Source organism: Pseudomonas sp. FYR_5 (assembly GCF_043106315.1).
GTDB classification, from domain to species: domain Bacteria; phylum Pseudomonadota; class Gammaproteobacteria; order Pseudomonadales; family Pseudomonadaceae; genus Aquipseudomonas; species Aquipseudomonas putida_Y.
This window is the reverse complement of the sequence record NZ_JBICMK010000071.1, coordinates 1-18,406: the sequence shown is the minus strand read 5'-3', so window position 1 is coordinate 18,406 and position 18,406 is coordinate 1. Positions and strand designations below refer to the sequence as shown.

The 18,406-nt window shown below is 63.6% G+C and carries 20 protein-coding genes and 1 pseudogene; 13 read left to right on the top strand and 8 right to left on the bottom strand.

The window, feature by feature from the left end:
* The first annotated feature begins 126 nt into the window (after positions 1–126).
* The gene (locus ACF8RA_RS11410; RefSeq protein WP_176684623.1) at positions 127–501 is read left to right on the top strand and encodes a fe2+ zn2+ uptake regulation protein; all 375 of its coding nucleotides are present in this window, start codon (positions 127–129) and stop codon (positions 499–501) included.
* A 36-nt stretch (positions 502–537) separates the two neighbouring features.
* Here ACF8RA_RS11410 and ACF8RA_RS11405 read toward each other — a convergent pair whose 3' ends face one another.
* Complete coding sequence (locus tag ACF8RA_RS11405) at positions 538–726, bottom strand: hypothetical protein (protein ID WP_003248064.1); 189 nt, start codon at positions 724–726, stop codon at positions 538–540.
* Between the two features lie 151 nt (positions 727–877).
* Between ACF8RA_RS11405 and ACF8RA_RS11400 the strand changes: the two genes are divergently transcribed.
* From ACF8RA_RS11400 to ACF8RA_RS11385, 4 genes and pseudogenes are all read left to right on the top strand, one after another.
* The gene (locus tag ACF8RA_RS11400) at positions 878–1,336 is read left to right on the top strand and encodes a hypothetical protein (protein ID WP_176684624.1); all 459 of its coding nucleotides are present in this window, start codon (positions 878–880) and stop codon (positions 1,334–1,336) included.
* A gap of 251 nt (positions 1,337–1,587) precedes the next feature.
* Entirely contained in the window at positions 1,588–1,968 is a 381-nt protein-coding gene (locus tag ACF8RA_RS11395; RefSeq protein ID WP_003248057.1) for a Mor transcription activator family protein, read from the top strand.
* A 63-nt stretch (positions 1,969–2,031) separates the two neighbouring features.
* On the top strand, positions 2,032–2,676 hold the full coding sequence (locus ACF8RA_RS11390) for a DUF2589 domain-containing protein (protein WP_176684625.1): 645 nt from the start codon (positions 2,032–2,034) through the stop codon (positions 2,674–2,676).
* 74 nt (positions 2,677–2,750) lie between these two features.
* Positions 2,751–3,306: pseudogene (locus ACF8RA_RS11385) on the top strand (DUF2589 domain-containing protein).
* A 19-nt stretch (positions 3,307–3,325) separates the two neighbouring features.
* Here the strand turns inward: ACF8RA_RS11385 and ACF8RA_RS11380 are convergent.
* The 3 genes from ACF8RA_RS11380 to ACF8RA_RS11370 are packed head-to-tail and all read right to left on the bottom strand — an operon-like array spanning position 3,326 to position 9,442.
* Entirely contained in the window at positions 3,326–7,000 is a 3,675-nt protein-coding gene (locus ACF8RA_RS11380; RefSeq protein ID WP_392514541.1) for a translocation/assembly module TamB domain-containing protein, read from the bottom strand.
* Positions 6,997–8,739, bottom strand: a complete 1,743-nt coding sequence (locus tag ACF8RA_RS11375; protein ID WP_392519189.1) for an autotransporter assembly complex family protein — start codon at positions 8,737–8,739, stop codon at positions 6,997–6,999. The genes ACF8RA_RS11380 and ACF8RA_RS11375 overlap by 4 nt, the downstream gene beginning before the upstream one ends.
* Positions 8,740–8,791: 52 nt before the next feature.
* Positions 8,792–9,442, bottom strand: a complete 651-nt coding sequence (locus tag ACF8RA_RS11370; RefSeq protein ID WP_176684628.1) for an N-acetyltransferase — start codon at positions 9,440–9,442, stop codon at positions 8,792–8,794.
* Between the two features lie 162 nt (positions 9,443–9,604).
* Between ACF8RA_RS11370 and xthA the strand changes: the two genes are divergently transcribed.
* A complete protein-coding gene (gene xthA, locus ACF8RA_RS11365; protein ID WP_176684629.1) occupies positions 9,605–10,417 on the top strand; it encodes an exodeoxyribonuclease III in 813 nt (270 codons plus the stop codon).
* Between the two features lie 40 nt (positions 10,418–10,457).
* Here xthA and ACF8RA_RS11360 read toward each other — a convergent pair whose 3' ends face one another.
* Both ACF8RA_RS11360 and ACF8RA_RS11355 read right to left on the bottom strand, forming a co-directional pair.
* Complete coding sequence (locus ACF8RA_RS11360) at positions 10,458–11,210, bottom strand: anti-sigma factor family protein (RefSeq protein ID WP_392488265.1); 753 nt, start codon at positions 11,208–11,210, stop codon at positions 10,458–10,460.
* Positions 11,207–11,728 (bottom strand): sigma-70 family RNA polymerase sigma factor, encoded by a 522-nt coding sequence (locus ACF8RA_RS11355; RefSeq protein ID WP_021782377.1) that lies wholly within the window; start codon positions 11,726–11,728, stop codon positions 11,207–11,209. Before ACF8RA_RS11355 ends, ACF8RA_RS11360 begins: the two co-directional genes overlap by 4 nt.
* Before the next feature lie 124 nt (positions 11,729–11,852).
* On the opposite strand from ACF8RA_RS11355, the gene ACF8RA_RS11350 reads away from it, so the two are divergent.
* The 5 genes from ACF8RA_RS11350 to ACF8RA_RS11330 all read left to right on the top strand — a co-directional run bounded on the left by ACF8RA_RS11350 (position 11,853) and on the right by ACF8RA_RS11330 (position 15,653).
* Positions 11,853–12,905 (top strand): catalase family peroxidase, encoded by a 1,053-nt coding sequence (locus ACF8RA_RS11350; RefSeq protein WP_392488266.1) that lies wholly within the window; start codon positions 11,853–11,855, stop codon positions 12,903–12,905.
* The gene (locus tag ACF8RA_RS11345) at positions 12,902–13,435 is read left to right on the top strand and encodes a cytochrome b (RefSeq protein ID WP_392514537.1); all 534 of its coding nucleotides are present in this window, start codon (positions 12,902–12,904) and stop codon (positions 13,433–13,435) included. The genes ACF8RA_RS11350 and ACF8RA_RS11345 overlap by 4 nt, the downstream gene beginning before the upstream one ends.
* 83 nt (positions 13,436–13,518) lie before the next feature.
* Positions 13,519–14,724, top strand: a complete 1,206-nt coding sequence (locus ACF8RA_RS11340) for an MFS transporter (RefSeq protein WP_209966411.1) — start codon at positions 13,519–13,521, stop codon at positions 14,722–14,724.
* Between the two features lie 81 nt (positions 14,725–14,805).
* Positions 14,806–15,351, top strand: a complete 546-nt coding sequence (locus ACF8RA_RS11335; protein WP_003248033.1) for a cupin domain-containing protein — start codon at positions 14,806–14,808, stop codon at positions 15,349–15,351.
* Positions 15,352–15,353: 2 nt separating this feature from the next.
* On the top strand, positions 15,354–15,653 hold the full coding sequence (locus ACF8RA_RS11330) for a hypothetical protein (protein WP_392514535.1): 300 nt from the start codon (positions 15,354–15,356) through the stop codon (positions 15,651–15,653).
* Here ACF8RA_RS11330 and ACF8RA_RS11325 read toward each other — a convergent pair.
* Both ACF8RA_RS11325 and ACF8RA_RS11320 read right to left on the bottom strand, forming a co-directional pair.
* On the bottom strand, positions 15,626–16,240 hold the full coding sequence (locus ACF8RA_RS11325) for a 2-hydroxychromene-2-carboxylate isomerase (protein ID WP_392461049.1): 615 nt from the start codon (positions 16,238–16,240) through the stop codon (positions 15,626–15,628). The genes ACF8RA_RS11330 and ACF8RA_RS11325 overlap by 28 nt on opposite strands.
* 29 nt (positions 16,241–16,269) lie before the next feature.
* Positions 16,270–17,001, bottom strand: a complete 732-nt coding sequence (locus tag ACF8RA_RS11320; protein WP_176684635.1) for an SDR family oxidoreductase — start codon at positions 16,999–17,001, stop codon at positions 16,270–16,272.
* Between the two features lie 89 nt (positions 17,002–17,090).
* Here ACF8RA_RS11320 and ACF8RA_RS11315 point away from each other — a divergent pair, with 89 nt between their 5' ends.
* Entirely contained in the window at positions 17,091–17,654 is a 564-nt protein-coding gene (locus tag ACF8RA_RS11315) for a TetR/AcrR family transcriptional regulator (RefSeq protein ID WP_176684636.1), read from the top strand.
* Positions 17,641–18,234, top strand: a complete 594-nt coding sequence (locus tag ACF8RA_RS11310) for a DUF4157 domain-containing protein (protein WP_392488267.1) — start codon at positions 17,641–17,643, stop codon at positions 18,232–18,234. Before ACF8RA_RS11315 ends, ACF8RA_RS11310 begins: the two co-directional genes overlap by 14 nt.
* Positions 18,235–18,406: the final 172 nt, after the last annotated feature.

Below are 18,406 nucleotides of genomic sequence, written 5' to 3'. Positions count from 1 at the left end.
GCGACGGAACGTCTTGATGAGAAACAGGCATTTTTTTCACGAATGGGTTGCAGTTTTTGCGTGCTCATTCGTCCTAGTAAGTGAGCCACCCACATTTCGGGTTCGTCCACGAAAAGGAGCATTCGCATGTACAACCCGCAAACCTCGATCCAGGCCGGGCACGCCCCAGGCAAAGCGTCCAAGGGACAGGACGTATTTGCTGAAGAACGTGTCGGCAACGAACAGATCCGCGAGCTGTTGCGCACCTTCGGCCTGCGCACCAGCCTGATCCGCCTCAAGGTTATCGATGCCTTGCACGCCGCCGACCGCAATGGCCGCAGCATTGGCGTGCGCGGGGTGCACGCACAACTGGAACAACTGGATATCCCGCTGTCGTTCCTCAGTGTGCGCGAAGTGCTCAAGCGCCTGTGCACCGAAGGCGTCATACAACTGGGTAGCGACAAATGCTACAGGCTCAACCCCCAGGCGCGCGCCGTGCTGGAGCAAACACCGTCGCGCTGAGCGCATGGCCGGCCATGCCTGGCCGGCCCGCGCAGATCAGGGCTTGACCTTGCGCCGCAGAATGCCGTTGATCACCACGACCACCACGGCAATGGCGATGGCCAGCATCTGGAAGGTCTGCTCACTGATCGTGCCCTGCTTCTGCAGGTGGGACAGGCCCAACATAAGGCCCAGTACCACCAGGATGATCAGAAGTGAATATTTGAGGCGCTGCACGTGTGTCATCGAATGTTCCTTGCAACATCAGGGGCAAATGGCTCGCAACGAGCCGCGGCAATGATACAACGGTCACCGCCCCCGGCGCTGGATTTCCTGCTGGGTGGGGTGACGTCAGCCTGAAAGCATGGGGCTCCCTAGCACCCACGCCGGAGGCACCATGTACAAACCCCTGTTGTTCGCATCGCTGTTACTGACCCCGCTCTCCCTTCATGCACTGGACACCCAGCAGACGCCGGCCGAACACCTGCTCGAACTGGGCCGCGAGTTGGCCACCCATGCCGGTGCCAGCCAATGGCAACAACTGTGGCAACGCGTACGCCAGGCCGGCTACCTGCAGACCGATGCTGCACCGGTACATTTCAGCGTGCCCACAGCCCGCTTGCCCGACCTGGCCCGACTGACACTGGCACAGGCCGACCAGGCACAGCCACTGCGTCAGACCCAGGTACTGTACCGCCGCCACTTTGCCGACCAGGTCATCGGCCAGCGCAACGGCCAGCCGTTGCACGCGCTGTGCCTGCTGGTCGATTGGCGCACGTTGCCGCCGGGCATGCGCGATACCCCTCAAGCCTATCTGGGTAGCGCCAGCTTGCTGAGCAGTTATCCGTGCGATTGAGGGGTGCCGCACCCACTCCACATCATCGGAAGTGACCCGACAGGAAACCAAGCGGCACAGCCAAATATCGGCGCCATTTCCTACAGAGCCAGATATCGCTGCCTGCAAATCCTGTTCACCGAAGCTACAACCCCCAACCCCTATGCCGCCTAGCGACGCGCCTCGGCTGTCGCACAGAATTTGCTCACACCTTCGACATAACGCCGCGGGTGATCGGGTCGCACATCCCATCCACCCCGAAGGAGCGCCATATGCAAATGCCAGATTTGAGCCAGATCGATATCAGCCAACTGCCCCACTCACTGCAGGCCCTGATCGACTGTATCGGCATCGAAAACGCCTACCAACTGACCTGCGCCTACGGCGGCAGGCCCAAGTACATACCCAAGCACCGCGAGCGCACCAAGCTCGCCGACGTGCTGCCGGCCGAAGCGCTCGACGCACTGATCAAGCGCTTTGCCGGGGTCGCCTTGGAGATCCCCAAGGCTGACCACTTTCTGCGTCAACTGCGCAACCAGCAGATTCAGAAGGAGAGCGCCAACGGACTGTCCCGCAGCCTGCTGGCCAACAAGTACGGCCTGAGCCTGCGGCAGATCGGCAACATCCGGCGCCAGGAGCTTTGCACGCGCTGACGCCCGAACACCGTAGCTGCCATTCGCGGCTGCCTTACCCCTACATAGAGCGAGCTTCCCGATATGTCGTTAGATAACAGCCTTATAGGCTCCGTCATCAATGCCCTGCCGATGGACCGCATGATCGCCGGTCCCTTGCAGGCCATGGTCCAGGCGCAGGTAACCGCCAGTAAATCGTACGCCGACTTCCTGATGCAGGTATGCGTCCAGGATGGCAAGGCAGTCGCCATCCAGTTCGACTACGACGAAACCATCGTCGATGAACAGGGCGAGTACAAAGGCGTGGTCAGCAAGACCATGAAAGTGCCGCTGATGGCGGCCATTACCCACCCCAACATTTCCATCGAAGAGGGTAATGTAGCGTTCGAGCTGGTTATCAACCAGATGTCGGAAGATGTTTCCAGCAAGGACATGAATGCAGAAGCTAGCGGCTCACTCGGATGGGGGCCGTTCAGGCTGAACGTGAAAGGCAGCGTAAGCCACAAATCCACGCAAACCCGCAAAACAGATACTCGCGCCCGCTATGCCTTCAACACGACCCTGAAGCGTCAGGAACCGCCCGAAGCGATGATGAGGGTAATCGAGTTCCTCACTGACGCCGCGACCAAGCCAACCGTTGTCCGAACCGCCGAACTGCAATGCCCGGACGAAATCTCCCAGGCGGATACCTTGAAACGGCCCGCGCCTGCAAACCTGCCGACCCCGTAAACCGCTGGTGCTTGACCCGATTGCCCCTCCTGCCGGTTTTGGGAGGGGCACACCCTGCCTGAGGAGTCGAATCTTTGCAAAAGCCCCCCGCCCCCATGACCTCCATTGACCTGCGTGAAATTACCCGTGGCCTGCAAGAAGCCGCCAGTGCCACCAACAGCCTGATTGCCCAGCAGTACATCAACCTGTTCGACCAGTTTTTCGAGTGCGACACCGAAGCACTGGGCGCCCCCATGAAAGCCAAGATGGTCGAGGTGGCCATGGATGGGCAGCACATCATGCGCGTCCCCTTGTTTGCGCTGGTGTCACCGAAAGGACTGGCCCTGGAGCGCATGCAGGTCGACCTGTCGGTAAGGGTCAAAGGCACCGAGGCGCAGCAGGCACTGCTGACCGCAAGCGAGAGCAAGGCCGCGAGCTTCAAGGTCACCATTGGTGGCCAAGGCCGTCAGGGCGAAAACCGCGACCCGGACGAAGTGCAGATCCGCATGCAGTTTCAGGCAAGCGAACCGCCAGAGGCCTTGAACCGGTTGATCGAGGAATACACCAACCTGATCGTCCCGGTACGCGCCACCCCCCCCACCGCCCTCACCCGGCACCAACGAGTTCATCGAGGCGGCCACCGTCCGTTGATGGCCGCCACGCTGCGGGCCTAGAAGTCGCGCTTGTAGAAGATGTCCAGTGAGCTTGCCAGCCCACTGGCGGCCTCAAGGTAGACCCTCTTGCTCAGCTTGTAGCGCAACGCGATCGTGTTGGCCGGTTCGAACACCCCCACCCCGTAACGAAGGCTCAGCTTCTCAGTGATGTTACCGCTGGCGACCACGCTGGTGCTGTTGCCAGAACCTTCGGTATCCAGCTGAAAGTCGTCGATCCCCAGACTCGAAGCCAGGCTGCCGGTAATGCCGGCGCTCCCGGCAAGGCCCAGGCCCAGCGCCGCTTCGGCGAGCATGTTGTTATCCTCGCCGGTATTGCCCAATGGCCGCCCCAATACCAGGTACGAAAGCGCCTGTTCCTGGCTCATGGCCGGCTCCGAGAACACTTGGGTCGTCGGCTGCTCGGCGCTGCCGCTCAGGCGAATGCCGGCAATCACGTCGTCGACCCTGCGGATCGCTTCGATGTCCAGGTACGGCTGGTCGATCGGACCGGCGAACAGCAGGCGCGCCCGGCGTATGGTGAGGCGCTGGCCGTAGGCGCGGTAGCGGCCGTCTGCCAGGCTCAGTTCGCCACGGGTATCGAGGTTGTCGCCGATGTGCACATGGCCAAGCAGGTTGGCGGTAAGTCCAAAACCGCTGAACGACAGCTTGTCGCGACCCACTTCGACATCGATGTCCATGGCCATTGCCATGGGTGGCTTGCCTTCCTCGGTCTGGTGACCGACGATTACCGTGTCATCCGACACCTTGACCGTGGACGGCGGCAGCTCACGTACAGTGATCTTGCCCTTGGGCACCTGCACCTTGCCGGTCACTGACAGCTTGTCATCGATCAGGCGCAAGGTCAGGTCCGGGGCAACTTCCAGCGTGGCGTAGGGCTCTACCGCGACCGGCAGTTGCTGGCCTTGCAGACGCACGTCCATGGCCAGTGCCTGCCCCCAGGTGAGGTTGCCGCTCAACTGGCCACGTCCCGCCTCGCCACTGCGCCAGTTACCGGTGAGCTGCACTTGCTCGCCGGCAATCAGCGCCTGCAGTGACAGGTCCTGAAGGCTGGCCGGCAGCTCGGCACCACTGACTTCGCCACCGCTGAGCACCAGGTTGCCGTTGACCTGAGGTGCCAGCAAGGTGCCTGAAAGCCGACCACTGCCATTGAGCTGCCCGGCCAGGCGTTCGACCATGGGCACGAACGGGCGGGCCACCGACAGGTCCAGACCGGCCAAGCGGAAATCACCCGATAACGGTTTGTTCTTGCCCAGCGGATCGAGCCGGGCGTTGACGTTCAGCTCACCCAGGCGCTCACCGCGAAACGCCAGGCGCGTATCGATGCGCCGCGGTGCCAGCGTGCTGTCCAGGCGCAGGGCCTGGTAAGGGAAATCGATCCAGCGGCCTTTGTCGCGCACACGCAGGGTGCCGCCACTGGCATCGACAACGACAGTGCCCTTGGGGCCGCTGGCCGGGATGTCCAGATTGATATCGGCGTTGAGCAGGCCTTGCCAGGCAAAGTCCTTCGGCAGCCACTGGGCCAGGCTGCCCAGCGGGAACTGCTTGAGGTGGTAGCGCAGGCGCGGTTCGGGGGCCAGCCGCTGGTCGTCGCCACACAGGCTTGCCTGGCCGGAGCGCCAGCAGTGGGCCCCGAAGTCGAGCTGGCCGCTGGCCAGCCGCTGCAGGCGTGCAGGCGCCTGCAACTGCCAGTCCTGGCCGCCGGCCTGGATTCGGCCACTGGCCAGGCGCCCGCGCCAGTCACCTTTGTTCAACTGGCCATCCAGGCCAAGGTCGAGCTTAAGCTGCGGGCCGTCCAGCGCCAGGGTCAAGGCCTGCTGGCGAATGTCGCCTTTGCCGTTGGCCTGCAACGTGCCCAAGGCTGTGTCACCCAGGTGGATACCGGTTGCCTTGAGCTCGACTACACCGCGCTGGACGCTGTCCAGGCGCGCATCCAGGTCCAGCTGCTGCAGGCGGTTTTCGGCCTGGGCCAAGCGCTGGCCCTGCAGGCTCAGCGTACCTTGCGGGGCCTGCAAGGTGCCGGCGACATCCAGCCGGCCCTTGACCCGGCCTTGCAACCTTGGCCACAGCTGGCCCAGGCGCGGCAAGTCAAGGTCGACTCGCCCAGCCAGGCGCTGTTGCAAGCTGCCACTGCCGTTGATGCGGTTGTCACCCAGCTGGATGGCCAGTGTGCCCAGGGTCCAGTTTTGCCCCGCCCCCTGGGCCTCGGCCTTGAGCATGGCTGGCTGGCCACGCAGGCGGCCTTTGAGGTCAAGCTGGGCATCGAGGGTAAGCGCATCGCCTTTCAGTTCGCCTTTGCTGCGCAGTGGCCCCGCCAGGGTGCCCGGCAGTTCGGCCAGCCAATACGCCGGATCGAGCGCGGAGAGCTGCAGGTCGACATCCCATGCCAGGGTGTCGGCAAAACGTACGGCGACACTGCCGGCTGCCTTGCCCTGGCCGGCGGTCAGCGCCAATTGCGGCAGTTTCACCTGGGTGAGGTCACCTTCGAACGGGCTGGCGATGCTGAACGCTCCCGCCGGGCCGTCCAGGTCGCCTGTGAAGGTGCCCTGGTAATTGCCATCGCGATAATGCACCTGGGTATTGAAGCGCTTGAGGTTGACTTCGGGGGGAGTCTCCAGTGGGTACAGACGCAACCACGGGAAGTCCTGCCAGTCCAGCTGCGCATCGGCGCTCAGGCCTTGCTGCCAGTCAGCCGTGGCTTGCAGCTTGACCCGTTGGCTGTCGCTGGCGGTCAGGTCCAGGGCATCGAGCCTGGCGCCTTTGCTGTCGACCAGACCGGACAGGACCAAGGCGATCGGTGACTGCTCGGCCGGCAGGCTGGCCCTGCCAGACAGTTGATAGCCATCGAGCAGATCGCCCTTGGCATCGAGCTCGAGCGCGTTCAATTGCAAAGTGTCAGGCAACGCACCAGCCGGTTTGAACGCCTCGGAACGGATGCGCAAGGTCGCCGGCAGGTGCTCGGCCAATGCCTGCAACTGCCCGCTCAATGTGGCATCGAGGTAACCACTGCTGGTGCCGGCGAGTTCCAACGTCTTCTGCAGTTGGCCATTGGCTGTCAGTGCCAGTTGCCAGGGTTTTTCGTCTACCGCAGGCAACTGTAATTGCGCCTGTAGTTTTACCGGCCAGTCGCCTTCGGGTTGCAGGTCGCCCTGCAGGCTCAATTGCAGGTCGTCGCGCAGCAGCCGCAGGCTGTCGATGCGTATCCCGCTGTGGGTCCAGCGCGCAGCCAGTTGCAAATCGCCAATAAGGTCGCTGCCATCCAGGCGCAGCGACCCGACCTTGACCTCGCCCAGTTCGATGGCCAGCGGCAAGCGCAGGGTCGGCAATTGCAGCGGCGCGCTCTCGGCCGGTTCGGTGCTTGGCGCAAAGGCCATGTCAATGCGGTCTGCCTGCAACCGGTCAATGCACAAGGTAGCGCGCAGCAAACACGCCGGCGACCAGGCCAGCAACGGCGCTTGTAACTCGACCTTGCTGCCGGCGTCGGCCCAGCTCAGCCGGCTGGCCTGCCAACTGCCTGCCAGGCGCCCCTGGAAGTCGGCCACTTCAAGCCCGGGCACCTTGCTCAGTGCCCAGCGGCTGCCGGCCTGGGTACCCAGCAGCAGGCCGAGCACCAGGCCCACGCTCGCGACGCCCCCAAGCAGGCCCAGCACACTATATTTGATTACGCGTTTCACAGCTCGGGCCCCATGGAAAAGTGCAGGCGAATGCCCCCTTCGTCATCCAGCGCCTTGGCCAAGTCCAGGCGCAACGGCCCGACCGGCGATACCCAGCGTACACCAAAGCCGACGCCGGTCTTGAGGCTGGGCAGTTCCAGGTCGTTGAACGAGTTACCTTGGTCGACGAAGGTCGCGACGCGCCATTTTTCGGTCAGCGAATACTGGTACTCGACACTCCCTGCCACCAGGTAGCGCCCGCCAATACGGTCACCGTCGCTGTTCTTCGGGGAAAGGGTCTGGTAGTCGTAACCGCGCACACTCTGGTCGCCACCCGCGAAGAAACGCAGCGACGGCGGAATGTTGTTCTTGAAGCCATTGGTCGCACTGCCGCCAAACTGTACGCGCCCGAGAAAGCGGTGGTTGTGGCCGAGCGTGGTCAGGCCTTTGAGCAATACGTTGCCGTGTAGCAGGTTGGTGTCGGACACCAGCCCTTCCTTGGCAACTTGAACATCGAACTGCAAGCGATAGCCGTTGTGCGGGTCGATGCGGTTGTCACTGCGCAGGAAGGAATAGCTGGCACCCGGCATCAACAGGTTGCTCAAACCGGAGTCGTCACCCAGGCGATATTCTTCACGTTGGTACTTGAGCGAAATCACCCGCTGCCAGCCACTGGGCAACTTGCTGTGCCACTCAGGACCGACCGTCAACAGCTTGCTGAGCGTGTCGGTGCCGGCAAGCTCCTCGTTCTGGTAGCCACCGGCAAAGCGCAGCTTGTCGGTCAGCGGCGGGTCGAGCGGAATGTCGTACCACAGGCCGAGGTTCTGGCGCGGTGCCGACAGTTCGGTTTCCCAGCCATAGCTGTGGCCTTGCGGGTTGACCCAGTGGCGGGTCCAGTTGGCCTTGCCGCGCGGCCCGACGTCGGTCGAGAAGCCCAGGCCAAGGCCCATGGTGCGAGGTTTACGGGTTTGCAGGTGAACATCCACCGGGATGTCTTCGCCCACAGCAGCAGTGGGCGCCGCATCCACGCGCACGCCTTCGAAATAGCCGCTCGATTGCAGGTCGTTGTTCAGTTCCGCGATCAATTCCGAGTCGTAGGGAGTGCCCGGCTTGAACGAAACCATGCGCTGCAGCAGGTCCTCGTCCAGCGGCGTGTCGCCACCGAAGGTGACGGCGCCCAGGCGATAACGCGGGCCACTCTGGTAGACCAGGTCGATATCGGCCACACCGGCTTGCGGGTCGACAGCCAGACGCTGACTAGTGAAGCGCCCACTGAAGAAGCCATAGCGCGACGCCTGGTTCTGAATCAACCGCTTGGCATCCTCGTAATGGCCGTGATTGAGTTGTTCACCCGCCCGCAGCGCCTTGCTGCCAGGCACGCGGAAGGCTTTCATCTCGCTGGCTGGGCCCTCGATGCGCACGGTAACGTTGCGCAGGCGAATCGGTTCGCCCGGGTTGATGCTGATAATCAGTTGTGGGGGATGGTCTGCGTCGCTGGCGGGCTTGACCTCGGTATCGATCTGCGCCTGATAGTAGCCGAGTGCCTGCGCCGCTTTGCGCGCCTGCTCCTCTGCCCCGCGACTGAAGCGCAAAAGTGCTTCTTCGTCGCGGTCACCCAAAGTGCCTACATAGCCTTCGACATTGGCCTTGAGCGCCTTGTTGGCCGGCTTCACCTTCACCAACAACTCGCTCTGGCCCCATGCTGCGAAACTGGCGACCCAGAAAACCAGGCCCCAGGTCAATCTTCCTGAATACGTCATGCGGCGCATGCTACCAGAGCCAGGCGCTCAAGGGAGCCGCCTGGCGGCCTGTTCAGGTAAATGCGGGTTTTGACGAGACTGGATTAGGATGAAAGAACACCCTCTCCCGGATCGGCCCTACAGCTACTTCACCAATTTCCTCATAACCCTGACGCTGGTAAAAAGCCAGGTAGTGCTCGTTACCGGTGTCCAGCACCACACCTTGGGTGCCTGGGTCTTCCGCGCACCAGTCGTGCACGGCTTGTAACAATTGCTCGCCGTAGTGCTTGCCCTGAAATTGCGGATGCACCCCCAGCAACGGCAGCATATGTACCTGGTCAGTGGGCAGGCAGGCGGCCAACGCGGCCTGGTAATCCATGTAGCGCCGCGTACAGCGCAGGCCGGTCCCCAGCATCATGCGCAGGCGCCAGGCCCAGCTGTCGGCCACGCCCAGCCGGCGCAGCGGCGGCACGATCAGGGCCAGGGCAATCAGGCGGTCCTCGACCAACAGGCCGATGGCGGGCAGTTGCAGGTAGAAGTGCTGGCGTACCCATTCACGCACCATCACCCGCAGGCGCCGCTCATACCCCGGGCGCTGGGCTTCGAAGAGATAGGCGAAGGTGGGCTCGTGGCGGTAGGCGTTGTACAACAGCGAACGCGCCTCGCGGCTGTAACCATCATCGAGCAGGCAGACACGGGCCGGGGCGGCTGTGGTTTCGGGCATTACGGGCAGACCTCCTGGAATGGGCATACTGTGCCTTGGAGGTGCCCCTGCGCGCTTCGTTCACCCCCAACAGCACGTTAGCAGCAGGCTCGCCTGGCCGCCATGCTGGTGATGAAGGTCGATGTCGGCTAGCATCGCGCCTTTTACCGGGATTGTCTTTCCATGAAGATCGTCTGTTTCAACATCAACGGCCTGCGGGCCCGCCCGCATCAGCTGGCGGCGCTGATCGAAAAGCACCAGCCGGACGTGATCGGCCTGCAGGAAACCAAGGTCAGCGACGATCAGTTCCCGCTGGCCGACGTGCAGGCTCTGGGTTACCACGTGCACTATCACGGCCAGAAGGGCCACTACGGCGTGGCCCTGCTGTCGCGCCAGGCGCCGCTGAGCCTGCACAAGGGCTTTGCCACCGACGAAGAAGACGCCCAGCGCCGCTTCATCTGGGGCACCTTCGCCGATGCCGACGGCAACCCGATCACCATCATGAATGGCTATTTCCCCCAGGGCGAGAGCCGCGACCACCCCACCAAGTTCCCGGCCAAGCAGCGCTTCTACAGCGACCTGCAGGCACTGCTGGAAAGCCAGTTCCGCAACGACCATCCAGTGCTGGTGATGGGCGACATGAACATCTCGCCGCAAGACTGTGATATCGGCATCGGCCCGGACAACGCCAAACGCTGGCTGAAGACCGGCAAGTGCAGCTTCCTGCCGGAAGAGCGTGAGTGGATGGAACGTTTGAAAGGCTGGGGGTTGGTAGACAGCTTCCGCCATCTGTACCCAGACGTGACCGACCGCTTCAGCTGGTTCGACTACCGAAGCCGCGGCTTCGAGGACGAGCCCAAGCGCGGCCTGCGCATCGACCTGATCATGGCCTCACAGCCGCTGGTGCCGCGCATCAAGGCAGCGGGGGTGGACTATGAACTGCGCGGGATGGAAAAGCCGTCGGACCATGCGCCGATCTGGTTGGAGTTGAGCTGACTCTGGTGACGGGCCCAAGGTGCATGCCTTGGGCCCACACTTACAACCCCAGCCTCAACGCCTCCCCTACCCCCGCCCCACGCACATCGTCCGCTGCGCTGACCAAGGCAAAGTTATAAGCCCCATGCGACCAGTACCGCGCTTCCAGCTGGCCATCGACCCGCTGCCCGTCCGGCATGCGCCGATAAAGGTCGCCCGGCGAGCGCAGGAACAGGCTGATGCGCTGGCCCTTGCCATCCTCGAACACCAGTAATGCAGCCGGCCCTTGTTCGTTGCTGAGCAAGCGCGCACCCACCGGCTTGAAACCGTAGCCCGCCAGGTCCGGTAACTGGCCCACCCGGCTGAAATAGCGCCCCAGCCAATCGCGTAACTGCCCAGGATCACTGGCCTGGATATCCAGTGTTTCACTGCCGGCGAACAAACGATGCGCCTGAACAGCGTCAGCCATGGGCAGGTCGGCTCGTGCCAGGGTTGCATCGCGCACTTGCCAGCCACCCAAGCCCCCCACACCCAACGCCAGCATCACCACCGCCGCCGCAGCCCAGCGCCGCTGCCGACGCTGGCGCAATTGCCGACGCAACTGGCCAAGGTCCAACTGCGCTGCACCGGGCAGCTCGCCCAATCCCGCCAGTGCCGTACGCAGCCGCCGGGCATCGGCGCGCCAGCCTTCCACCCGTTCCGCAGCCTGCGGGTTGGCCGCCAGCCAGGCCTGCACCTCGCCCCGGCGCACAGGTTCCAGGCGCTCATCGACGTAAGCGTGCAATTCATCATCGGTGGGGATCAGGCGCGTCATTTCAGTCTCCGCAAGGCCGGGGGCTGGGGGTTGCCCTCGGTCAGTTCGCGCAAGGCATTGCGCGCGCGCGAAAGGCGCGACATCACAGTGCCGATGGGGATGCCCAAGGCCTGGGCGGCCTCCTTGTAACTCAAGCCCTCGATGCTGACCAGCAACAACAAGGCACGCTGCTCCGCCGATAGCCGGGCAAAGGCCTGCAGGTCGGCCTGGGCCAGGACGATGGCTTCGATGTTGTCACCAGCCGGCTCTTCGTCGCGCTCGTTACGGCCGAACCAGGACAACCAGCGCGCATGCAAGCGCTCACGGCGCTTACCGTCGAGGAACTGTCGATAAAGGATGGTGAACAGCCAGGCACGCAGGGCATCGGCGTCCCGTTGCTGGTCGCGGCGGCTCAGGGCCCGCTCGACCGTCGCCTGCACCAGGTCGTCGGCGCTGCCCGGCTCGCGGGTCAGCCACACGGCAAAGCGGCGCAGGCGGGCCAGCAGCTCGCGCCACTGGTGGTCGTCCAAATCGTGCATGGTCAGGTACCGGCCTCTGGGGTTGTCAGTGTAAAGGGCAGACGCCTGTGAACAAATTCTATTCCCGATGAGGGAATAACTTTTTCCCTGCCCCGTCGTACTGGCACCTTCACTGAACCGGACATTGACCATGAACACACCCTTGCACGGCCCGGCCAAAGCCTTGCGCCTGGCCGCCATTGGCGGCGTGCTGCTGGCCGCAGGTGCCGGCTTTGCCTATGCCGCCGGTTGGCTCGGCGAATCCCGGCTGACGCCACAGCGCATCATCGACACCTTCGAAGCCCAGGCCGGGCATTACCCCGGCTATCGCAAGAACCACGCCAAGGGCCTGTGCGTGAGCGGCTACTTCCAGGCCAGCGGGCAGGCCGCCAACCTGTCCACGGCGCGCGCCTTCAGCCAGCAACGGGTGCCGGTGGTGGGCCGTTTTGCCATCGGCGGTGCCAACCCATTCGCCCCGGATACCGCTATACCCGTACGCAGCCTGGCAATTCAGCTAAGCACCGACGACGGTCAGGTCTGGCGGACGGGCATGAACAATCCTCCGGTGCTGGCAGTCAGCACGCCGCAAGCGTTCTACCAGCAAGTACTGGCGAGCACACCAGACCCGGCGACCGGCAAACCGGACCCTGGCAAGCTGCAGGCGTTCTTTGCCGCCCACCCGGAAAGCGCGGCGTTTCGCCAATGGGCGGCGGGCTACAAACCCAGCGACAGCTTCGCCAACACGCAATACCACAGTATCAATGCCTTCCGCCTGATCGACGCCGCTGGCGCGGCCCACCCGGTGCGTTGGCAGCTCGAGCCACAAACTGCATTTGCGGCATTGCCCACCCAGGTTGATGACAAGCAATTCCTGCAACACGACTTGCAGCAACGCCTTGCCCAAGGCCCGTTGCGCTGGAAGCTGCGTCTGGTGCTGGCCGAACCAGGCGACGCCGTGGACGATCCTGCACGGCGGTGGCCCGCCGAGCGGCGCAGCGTGGACGCCGGCACTTTGGTGCTGGAACAGGTGGACGCCCCCGAGCAAGGGGCCTGCCGCGACCTCAACTTCGACCCGCTGATCCTGCCGCGCGGTATAGAGGCATCGGCGGACCCGATCCTTGCCGCCCGCTCGGCCGCCTATTCGGAATCGTTCAACCGCCGTAGCCGCGAGTCGCTCAGCACCGGAGCCAAGCCATGAAACCTGAAACCTTCCACCCTTTCGCCCGTCTGCTGCATTGGCTGATGGCCGTGCTGATCCTGGCCATGTTGCTCATCGGCGTGAGCATGGTCGCCGACCTGTCTCTGCGCCATCCGGTGCTGATCAGCCTGCACAAGGCCACCGGCCTGGCCCTGCTGGTGCTGGTGGTGCTGCGCATCGCTGTGCGCCTGGCCGTACCCCACCCGCCCCTGCCGAACGACCTGCCAAAACTGCAGCGCTGGGCCGCCGGGGCCTCGCATCTGCTGCTCTATGGCCTGATGCTGGGCATGCCACTGCTGGGCTGGGCCATGCTGTCAGCCGGCGATTACCCGCGCCCGCTCGGCTTGCCTGCCATCACCCCCCACAACCTGCAGCTGTATGCCGTGTTGCGCCAGGCCCATGGCTGGGCCGGCTACCTGCTGTTCGCCACGGTGCTGGTGCATGTGGGTGCAGCCTTGATGCATGCGTGGGTGCGCCGCGACGGTGTGTTGCGTAGCATGTGGCCTGGCCCCTTGCGCCGCAGTGAATGAACTGCAGCAGCCCAGGGGTTCGACAATCGATAATGATTCCTAATAATATCGGTTTTTGCTTGCCACTCTGCCTTGGACTGCCTATGAACGCCGCAAAGGATCCTGCAACGCTTCTACCTGCCAGCACCCTGGACTTGCGCCCGCTGCTGCTGGCCAACATGGCCTGCACCATGTCGATGATGGCCTTCGTCGCCCTGATCGGCCCGATAGCCCGCCAGCTTGGCATGGCCACCTGGCAAGCCGGCGCCGCCATAACCGTGGCCGGCGTGGTCTGGGTACTGCTGGCCCGGCCCTGGGGGCGCGCGGCAGACCGCCTGGGCCGCCGGCGCATCCTGCTGCTGGGCAGCGCTGGCTTTACCCTGGCCTACTGGCTGCTGTGCCTGTTCGTCGAAGGCGCACTACGCTGGTTGCCGGGGGCAACCTTGGCGTTCATCGGCCTGATGATCGCGCGCGGTTGCATCGGCGCCTTCTATGCCGCCATCCCGGTAGGCTGCAATGCGCTGATCGCCGACCATGTCGAGCCGCAACGCCGGGCGCGGGCCATGGCCTCACTGGGAGCGGCCAACGCCGTCGGTCTGGTGGTCGGGCCGGCGCTGGCCGCACTGCTGGCGCGGCACAGCCTGAGCCTGCCGTTCCATATCATGTCGCTACTGCCGGCCACCGCCTTCCTCGTGCTGTTTTTTACCCTTAAACCACAGGCTCTGACGCACAGCCACGCCCCCAGCCCGGTGCGGCTGAACGACCCGCGCCTGCGCCGGCCGCTGCTGGTGGCATTCAGCGCCATGCTCAGTGTGACCGTGTCGCAGATCATCGTCGGTTTCTTTGCCCTCGACCGCTTGCATCTGGGCCCTGCCGAAGCGGCCCAGGCGGCTGGCATCGCCCTGACCACCGTAGGTGTGGCGCTGATGCTGGCGCAGGTGATACTGCGCCAACTGGAGTGGCCACCGCTGAAGATGATCCGGGTGGGTGCCACGGTATCGGCACTGGGCTTTGCCTGCGGCTCGCTGGCCACCACGGCCCCCTGGCTGTGGGCCTGCTATTTTGTTGCGGCAGCGGGCATGGGCTTCGTGTTCCCGGCGTTTTCGGCACTGGCAGCCAATGCCATGCAGGCCTCTGAGCAAGGCGCCACAGCCGGTTCCATTGGCGCCGCCCAAGGTATGGGCGCGGTGATCGGGCCACTCGCCGGTACCTTGGTGTATGCCCTTGATCCGCGCTTGCCATTCTTGGCCGTGGCCGTGCTGTTGCTGCTGGTCGGGCTGTGGCCAATGCCGCGTGAGCAGCGGGTCTGAGAAGCACAGCGCGCAAGGGCGCAGAGTGTGTTTTAATGCGCATCGCTCATTATTATTGACACCTCTGATTACAAGGCGGCTATGGACACGGGGACGCGACTCAAACTGGTGCGTGAACGCAACAATCTCTCCCAACGGGAATTGGCCCGCCGCAGCGGACTGACCAATTCGACGATCTCGCAGATCGAGCAGAATCGCGTCAGCCCTTCGGTCAGCTCCCTGAAAAAGCTGCTCGAAGGCATTCCCATGAGCTTGGCGGAGTTTTTCAGCTTCGACGAGCCAGTGCGCGAAGAGCGCTACGTATTCCGTGGTGGCGAACAACCAGACCTGGGGCGCAATGGCCTGCGCATGCTGCTGGTCGGCGCCAGTGTCGAAGGCCGGCAAATGCGCATGCTGCGTGAGCTGTACGCACCCGGCGCCGACTCTGGCGAGCCGATCGTGCATGCTGAAGGCGAAGAATGCGGCTTGGTCACCCGTGGTACCGTCGAGCTGTGGGTCGATGGCCAGGTCAGCGTCCTCAACTCGGGCGACGGTTACTATATCCCCACGACCCTGCCGCACAGTTTCAAGAACATCGGCCCGGATGAGGCCGAGATCATCAGCGCCAACACGCCGGCGAATTTCTGATCTTGACCCACAGAGCTTCACTGAGCACCCGGGATGTCTATCAGTGCCTGCGCAATGTGGCCCTTGGCGTGCATCCCCTTGAGGGGACTGAACGCCGCGATGACGGCCTGGTCGATGTCGGCATCCAGGGCTGGCAACTGACGTTGGCGCTGGATGCCGAAGGCCTGGCGCATTGCGTTCATTGCCAAGCCCCCGACGGCGAACAGGCCGGGCTCGAGCACTGGCAGCGCTATGGCACCAACCCCACAGACCTGCTCAGCCTGTGGGAACGCACTCAGCTGGAGAGGCTGTTGGCGCCCTGACGCAGCGCCTCCTCGACAAAGTCCAGACGGTCCTGGCCGAAGAACATCCCATCACCGACAAAACAGGTGGGCGCGCCAAACACCCCGCGCGCCACAGCCGCCTCGGTCGCCTGCTTTAGTGCTGCTTTTACTTCGCTGTCAGCGGCCAGGGCGTGAAAAACCTGCGGGTCGAAGCCTGCCTGCGCGAGTGTTTCATTCAGCACAGCGCTGTCGCTCAGGTTGCGGCGCTGTACCCACAGCCCGGTGAACAGCACCGTTAGCAATGCCTCGAACCGATCCGGTGAATGCAATTGTGTACCTGTCACGCCGCGCATCAAAGTCAGGGTATTGACCGGGAAGCCCGGCGGCATCCCGAACGGCACACCGTAGCGTTCGGCAAAGCGGGTCAGGTCGGTGAACATGTAGTGCCCTTTGGCCGGGATCATGGCCGGCGAAGCATTGCCGGTAGCCTGGAAAACCCCGCCAAGCAGCATTGGCCGGTAGCGCAGCGTGGCGCCCTGGCGGGCACACAGGTTCGGCAGTTGGGTCCAGGCCAGGTAACTGGCCGGGCTGCCCAGGTCAAAAAAGAAGTCGACAGACGTGTGCATGGTTAAGATCCTTGCGGGTTAACGGGGATTTACCAGCGCTCCATCCAGGGGCGCAGGTCCAGCTCGAAGGTCCAGGCGTCGCGAGGCTGTGCGTGCAGGAACCAGTAACTGTCGGCAATGTGCGCCGGGTCAAGGATGCCATCCTGGTCCTTGAGGGCATAGCGCTCGGGGAAGCTGTCGCGGATGAAGGCCGTGTCGATGGCACCGTCCACCACCACATGGGCGACATGGATGTTGCGTGGCCCCAACTCGCGCGCCATGCTCTGTGCCAGGGCACGCAAGCCGTGCTTGGCCCCGGCGAAGGCGGCAAAACCGGCTGCGCCGCGGGTACCGGCTGTAGCACCGGTGAACAGGAGGGTGCCACGCTCACGCTGAACCATGCGCCGGGCCACCGCCTGCGCGGTGAGGAAACCGGCAAAGCAGGCCATTTCCCAGATCTTGAAGTACTTGCGCGGGGTTTCCTCGAGGATACTGCACGGTACATTCGCTCCGATATTGAAGACAAATGCCTCAATCGGGCCTATATCACGCTCGATAGTCTCCACCAGCGCCGTAACCTCCTCTTCCTTGCGCGCATCAGAGCCAAAACCGTGAGCCTGGCCGCCAGCGGCGCGAATTTCCTCCAACAGCGGCTGCAGTTTGTCGGCCTGGCGCCGAGTTACGCAGGCAACATAGCCCTCACGCGCAAAGCGTTTGGCGATCTCGCCCCCAGTGGCGTCGCCCGCCCCGATCACCAGCACTACTTTTTGTTGTTCTGACATGCCTGCCTCCATGGGTAAATGATCGTTTAGTAAACGAACGCTATGCTATGATCGCGGTCATCGTCAAGCCTGTCTGCCGAGGCATGTGAATGCGCTACTCCAACGAACACAAACAGCAAACCCGCGAACGGCTGCTGGCCAGCAGCGGCGCGCTGGCCAAGCGCGGGGGATTTGCCAGCACCGGCGTGGCCGGGCTGATGAAAGCGATCGGCCTGACCGGCGGTGCTTTCTATAACCACTTCCCGTCCAAGGACGACCTGTTTACCGAGGTGGTACGCCAGGAGCTGAGCAACAGCCCCCTGATACGCCTGGCCTGCCAAGGAGCCAACCGCGAACGCCTGGGCCGCTGCCTGCAGCAGTACCTGAGCCTGGCCCACCTGCGCAATGCCGAAGGTGGATGCCCGTTGCCGCCGCTGGGAGTGGAAATCGCCCGGGCCGACACGCCGGTGCGTGAAGTGGCTGAGCACTGGCTGGTAGAACTGCACCAGGCCTGGAGCACAACCCTGGAGGATGAGCAACTGGCCTGGGTGCTGATCAGCCAGTGCGTAGGGGCAGTGCTGGTCGGGCGCATGCTGGCCAGTGAAAGCGTGCAAGCGCAGGTACTGGGCGCCAGCCGCCAGTTTGTCGAACAGGCCCTGCATGAGGCAGATTAGTGCCTTGTTGGGTTTGCTATTGGCCCTGCCAGCGTTTGCCGAGCAGGCCTGCCCGCCAGGGCAGTATCAGGTGTGCCTGATGGGTTGCTTCTGCGCCCCGATCGACCCGGGCCAGGCCGGGCAGATCCTCAAGGATGTGGAGGTCATGGCCTCGTCCAGCCTTGCCTACGCCTTGCGCCAGGCCCGCGACGAAGCCACGGCCAGCGGTGTTCAGCCGATTCCGTTGCATATTCGGGCGCAGCTTGAACCTTGGTATGACTTTGCCGTGCTCGACGCAGCGCGCTTTCGGGTGGGGGATGAGCAACAGATGAGCGCAGCCAATGCGCTATTGCAGAACCCCGATGTGAACGCCGTTACACTGATCGACACGATCATCTTCCGCCGGGCCGCCGATGCCGAGGACAACGTGGCCTTGTGGGCGCACGAGCTCAAGCATGTGCAGCAGTATCAGGAGCTGGGTGTGGAGGAGTTTGCCCGACGCTATACGCGCAACTTCGACGACCTGGAGGGGCCGGCCTACAAGGTCGAGGCCGAAGTCGACAAGGCCCTGCGCGAGCGTCGTTCAGGCCTGGCCCGCTGATCGCTGCCATTGCGCTCCACATCTACAGCGCCTGTCTTGCCCGGCGCAAAATTCAGCCGTTAGCGCAAACCAAGGTAGGAGCGGGTTTACCCGCGAATACGGTGGCGGCGGCAACGGTGAACGGCGAGTGGGAATTGGCCAGCAGGGTCGGCCCTTTCGCGGGTAAACCCGC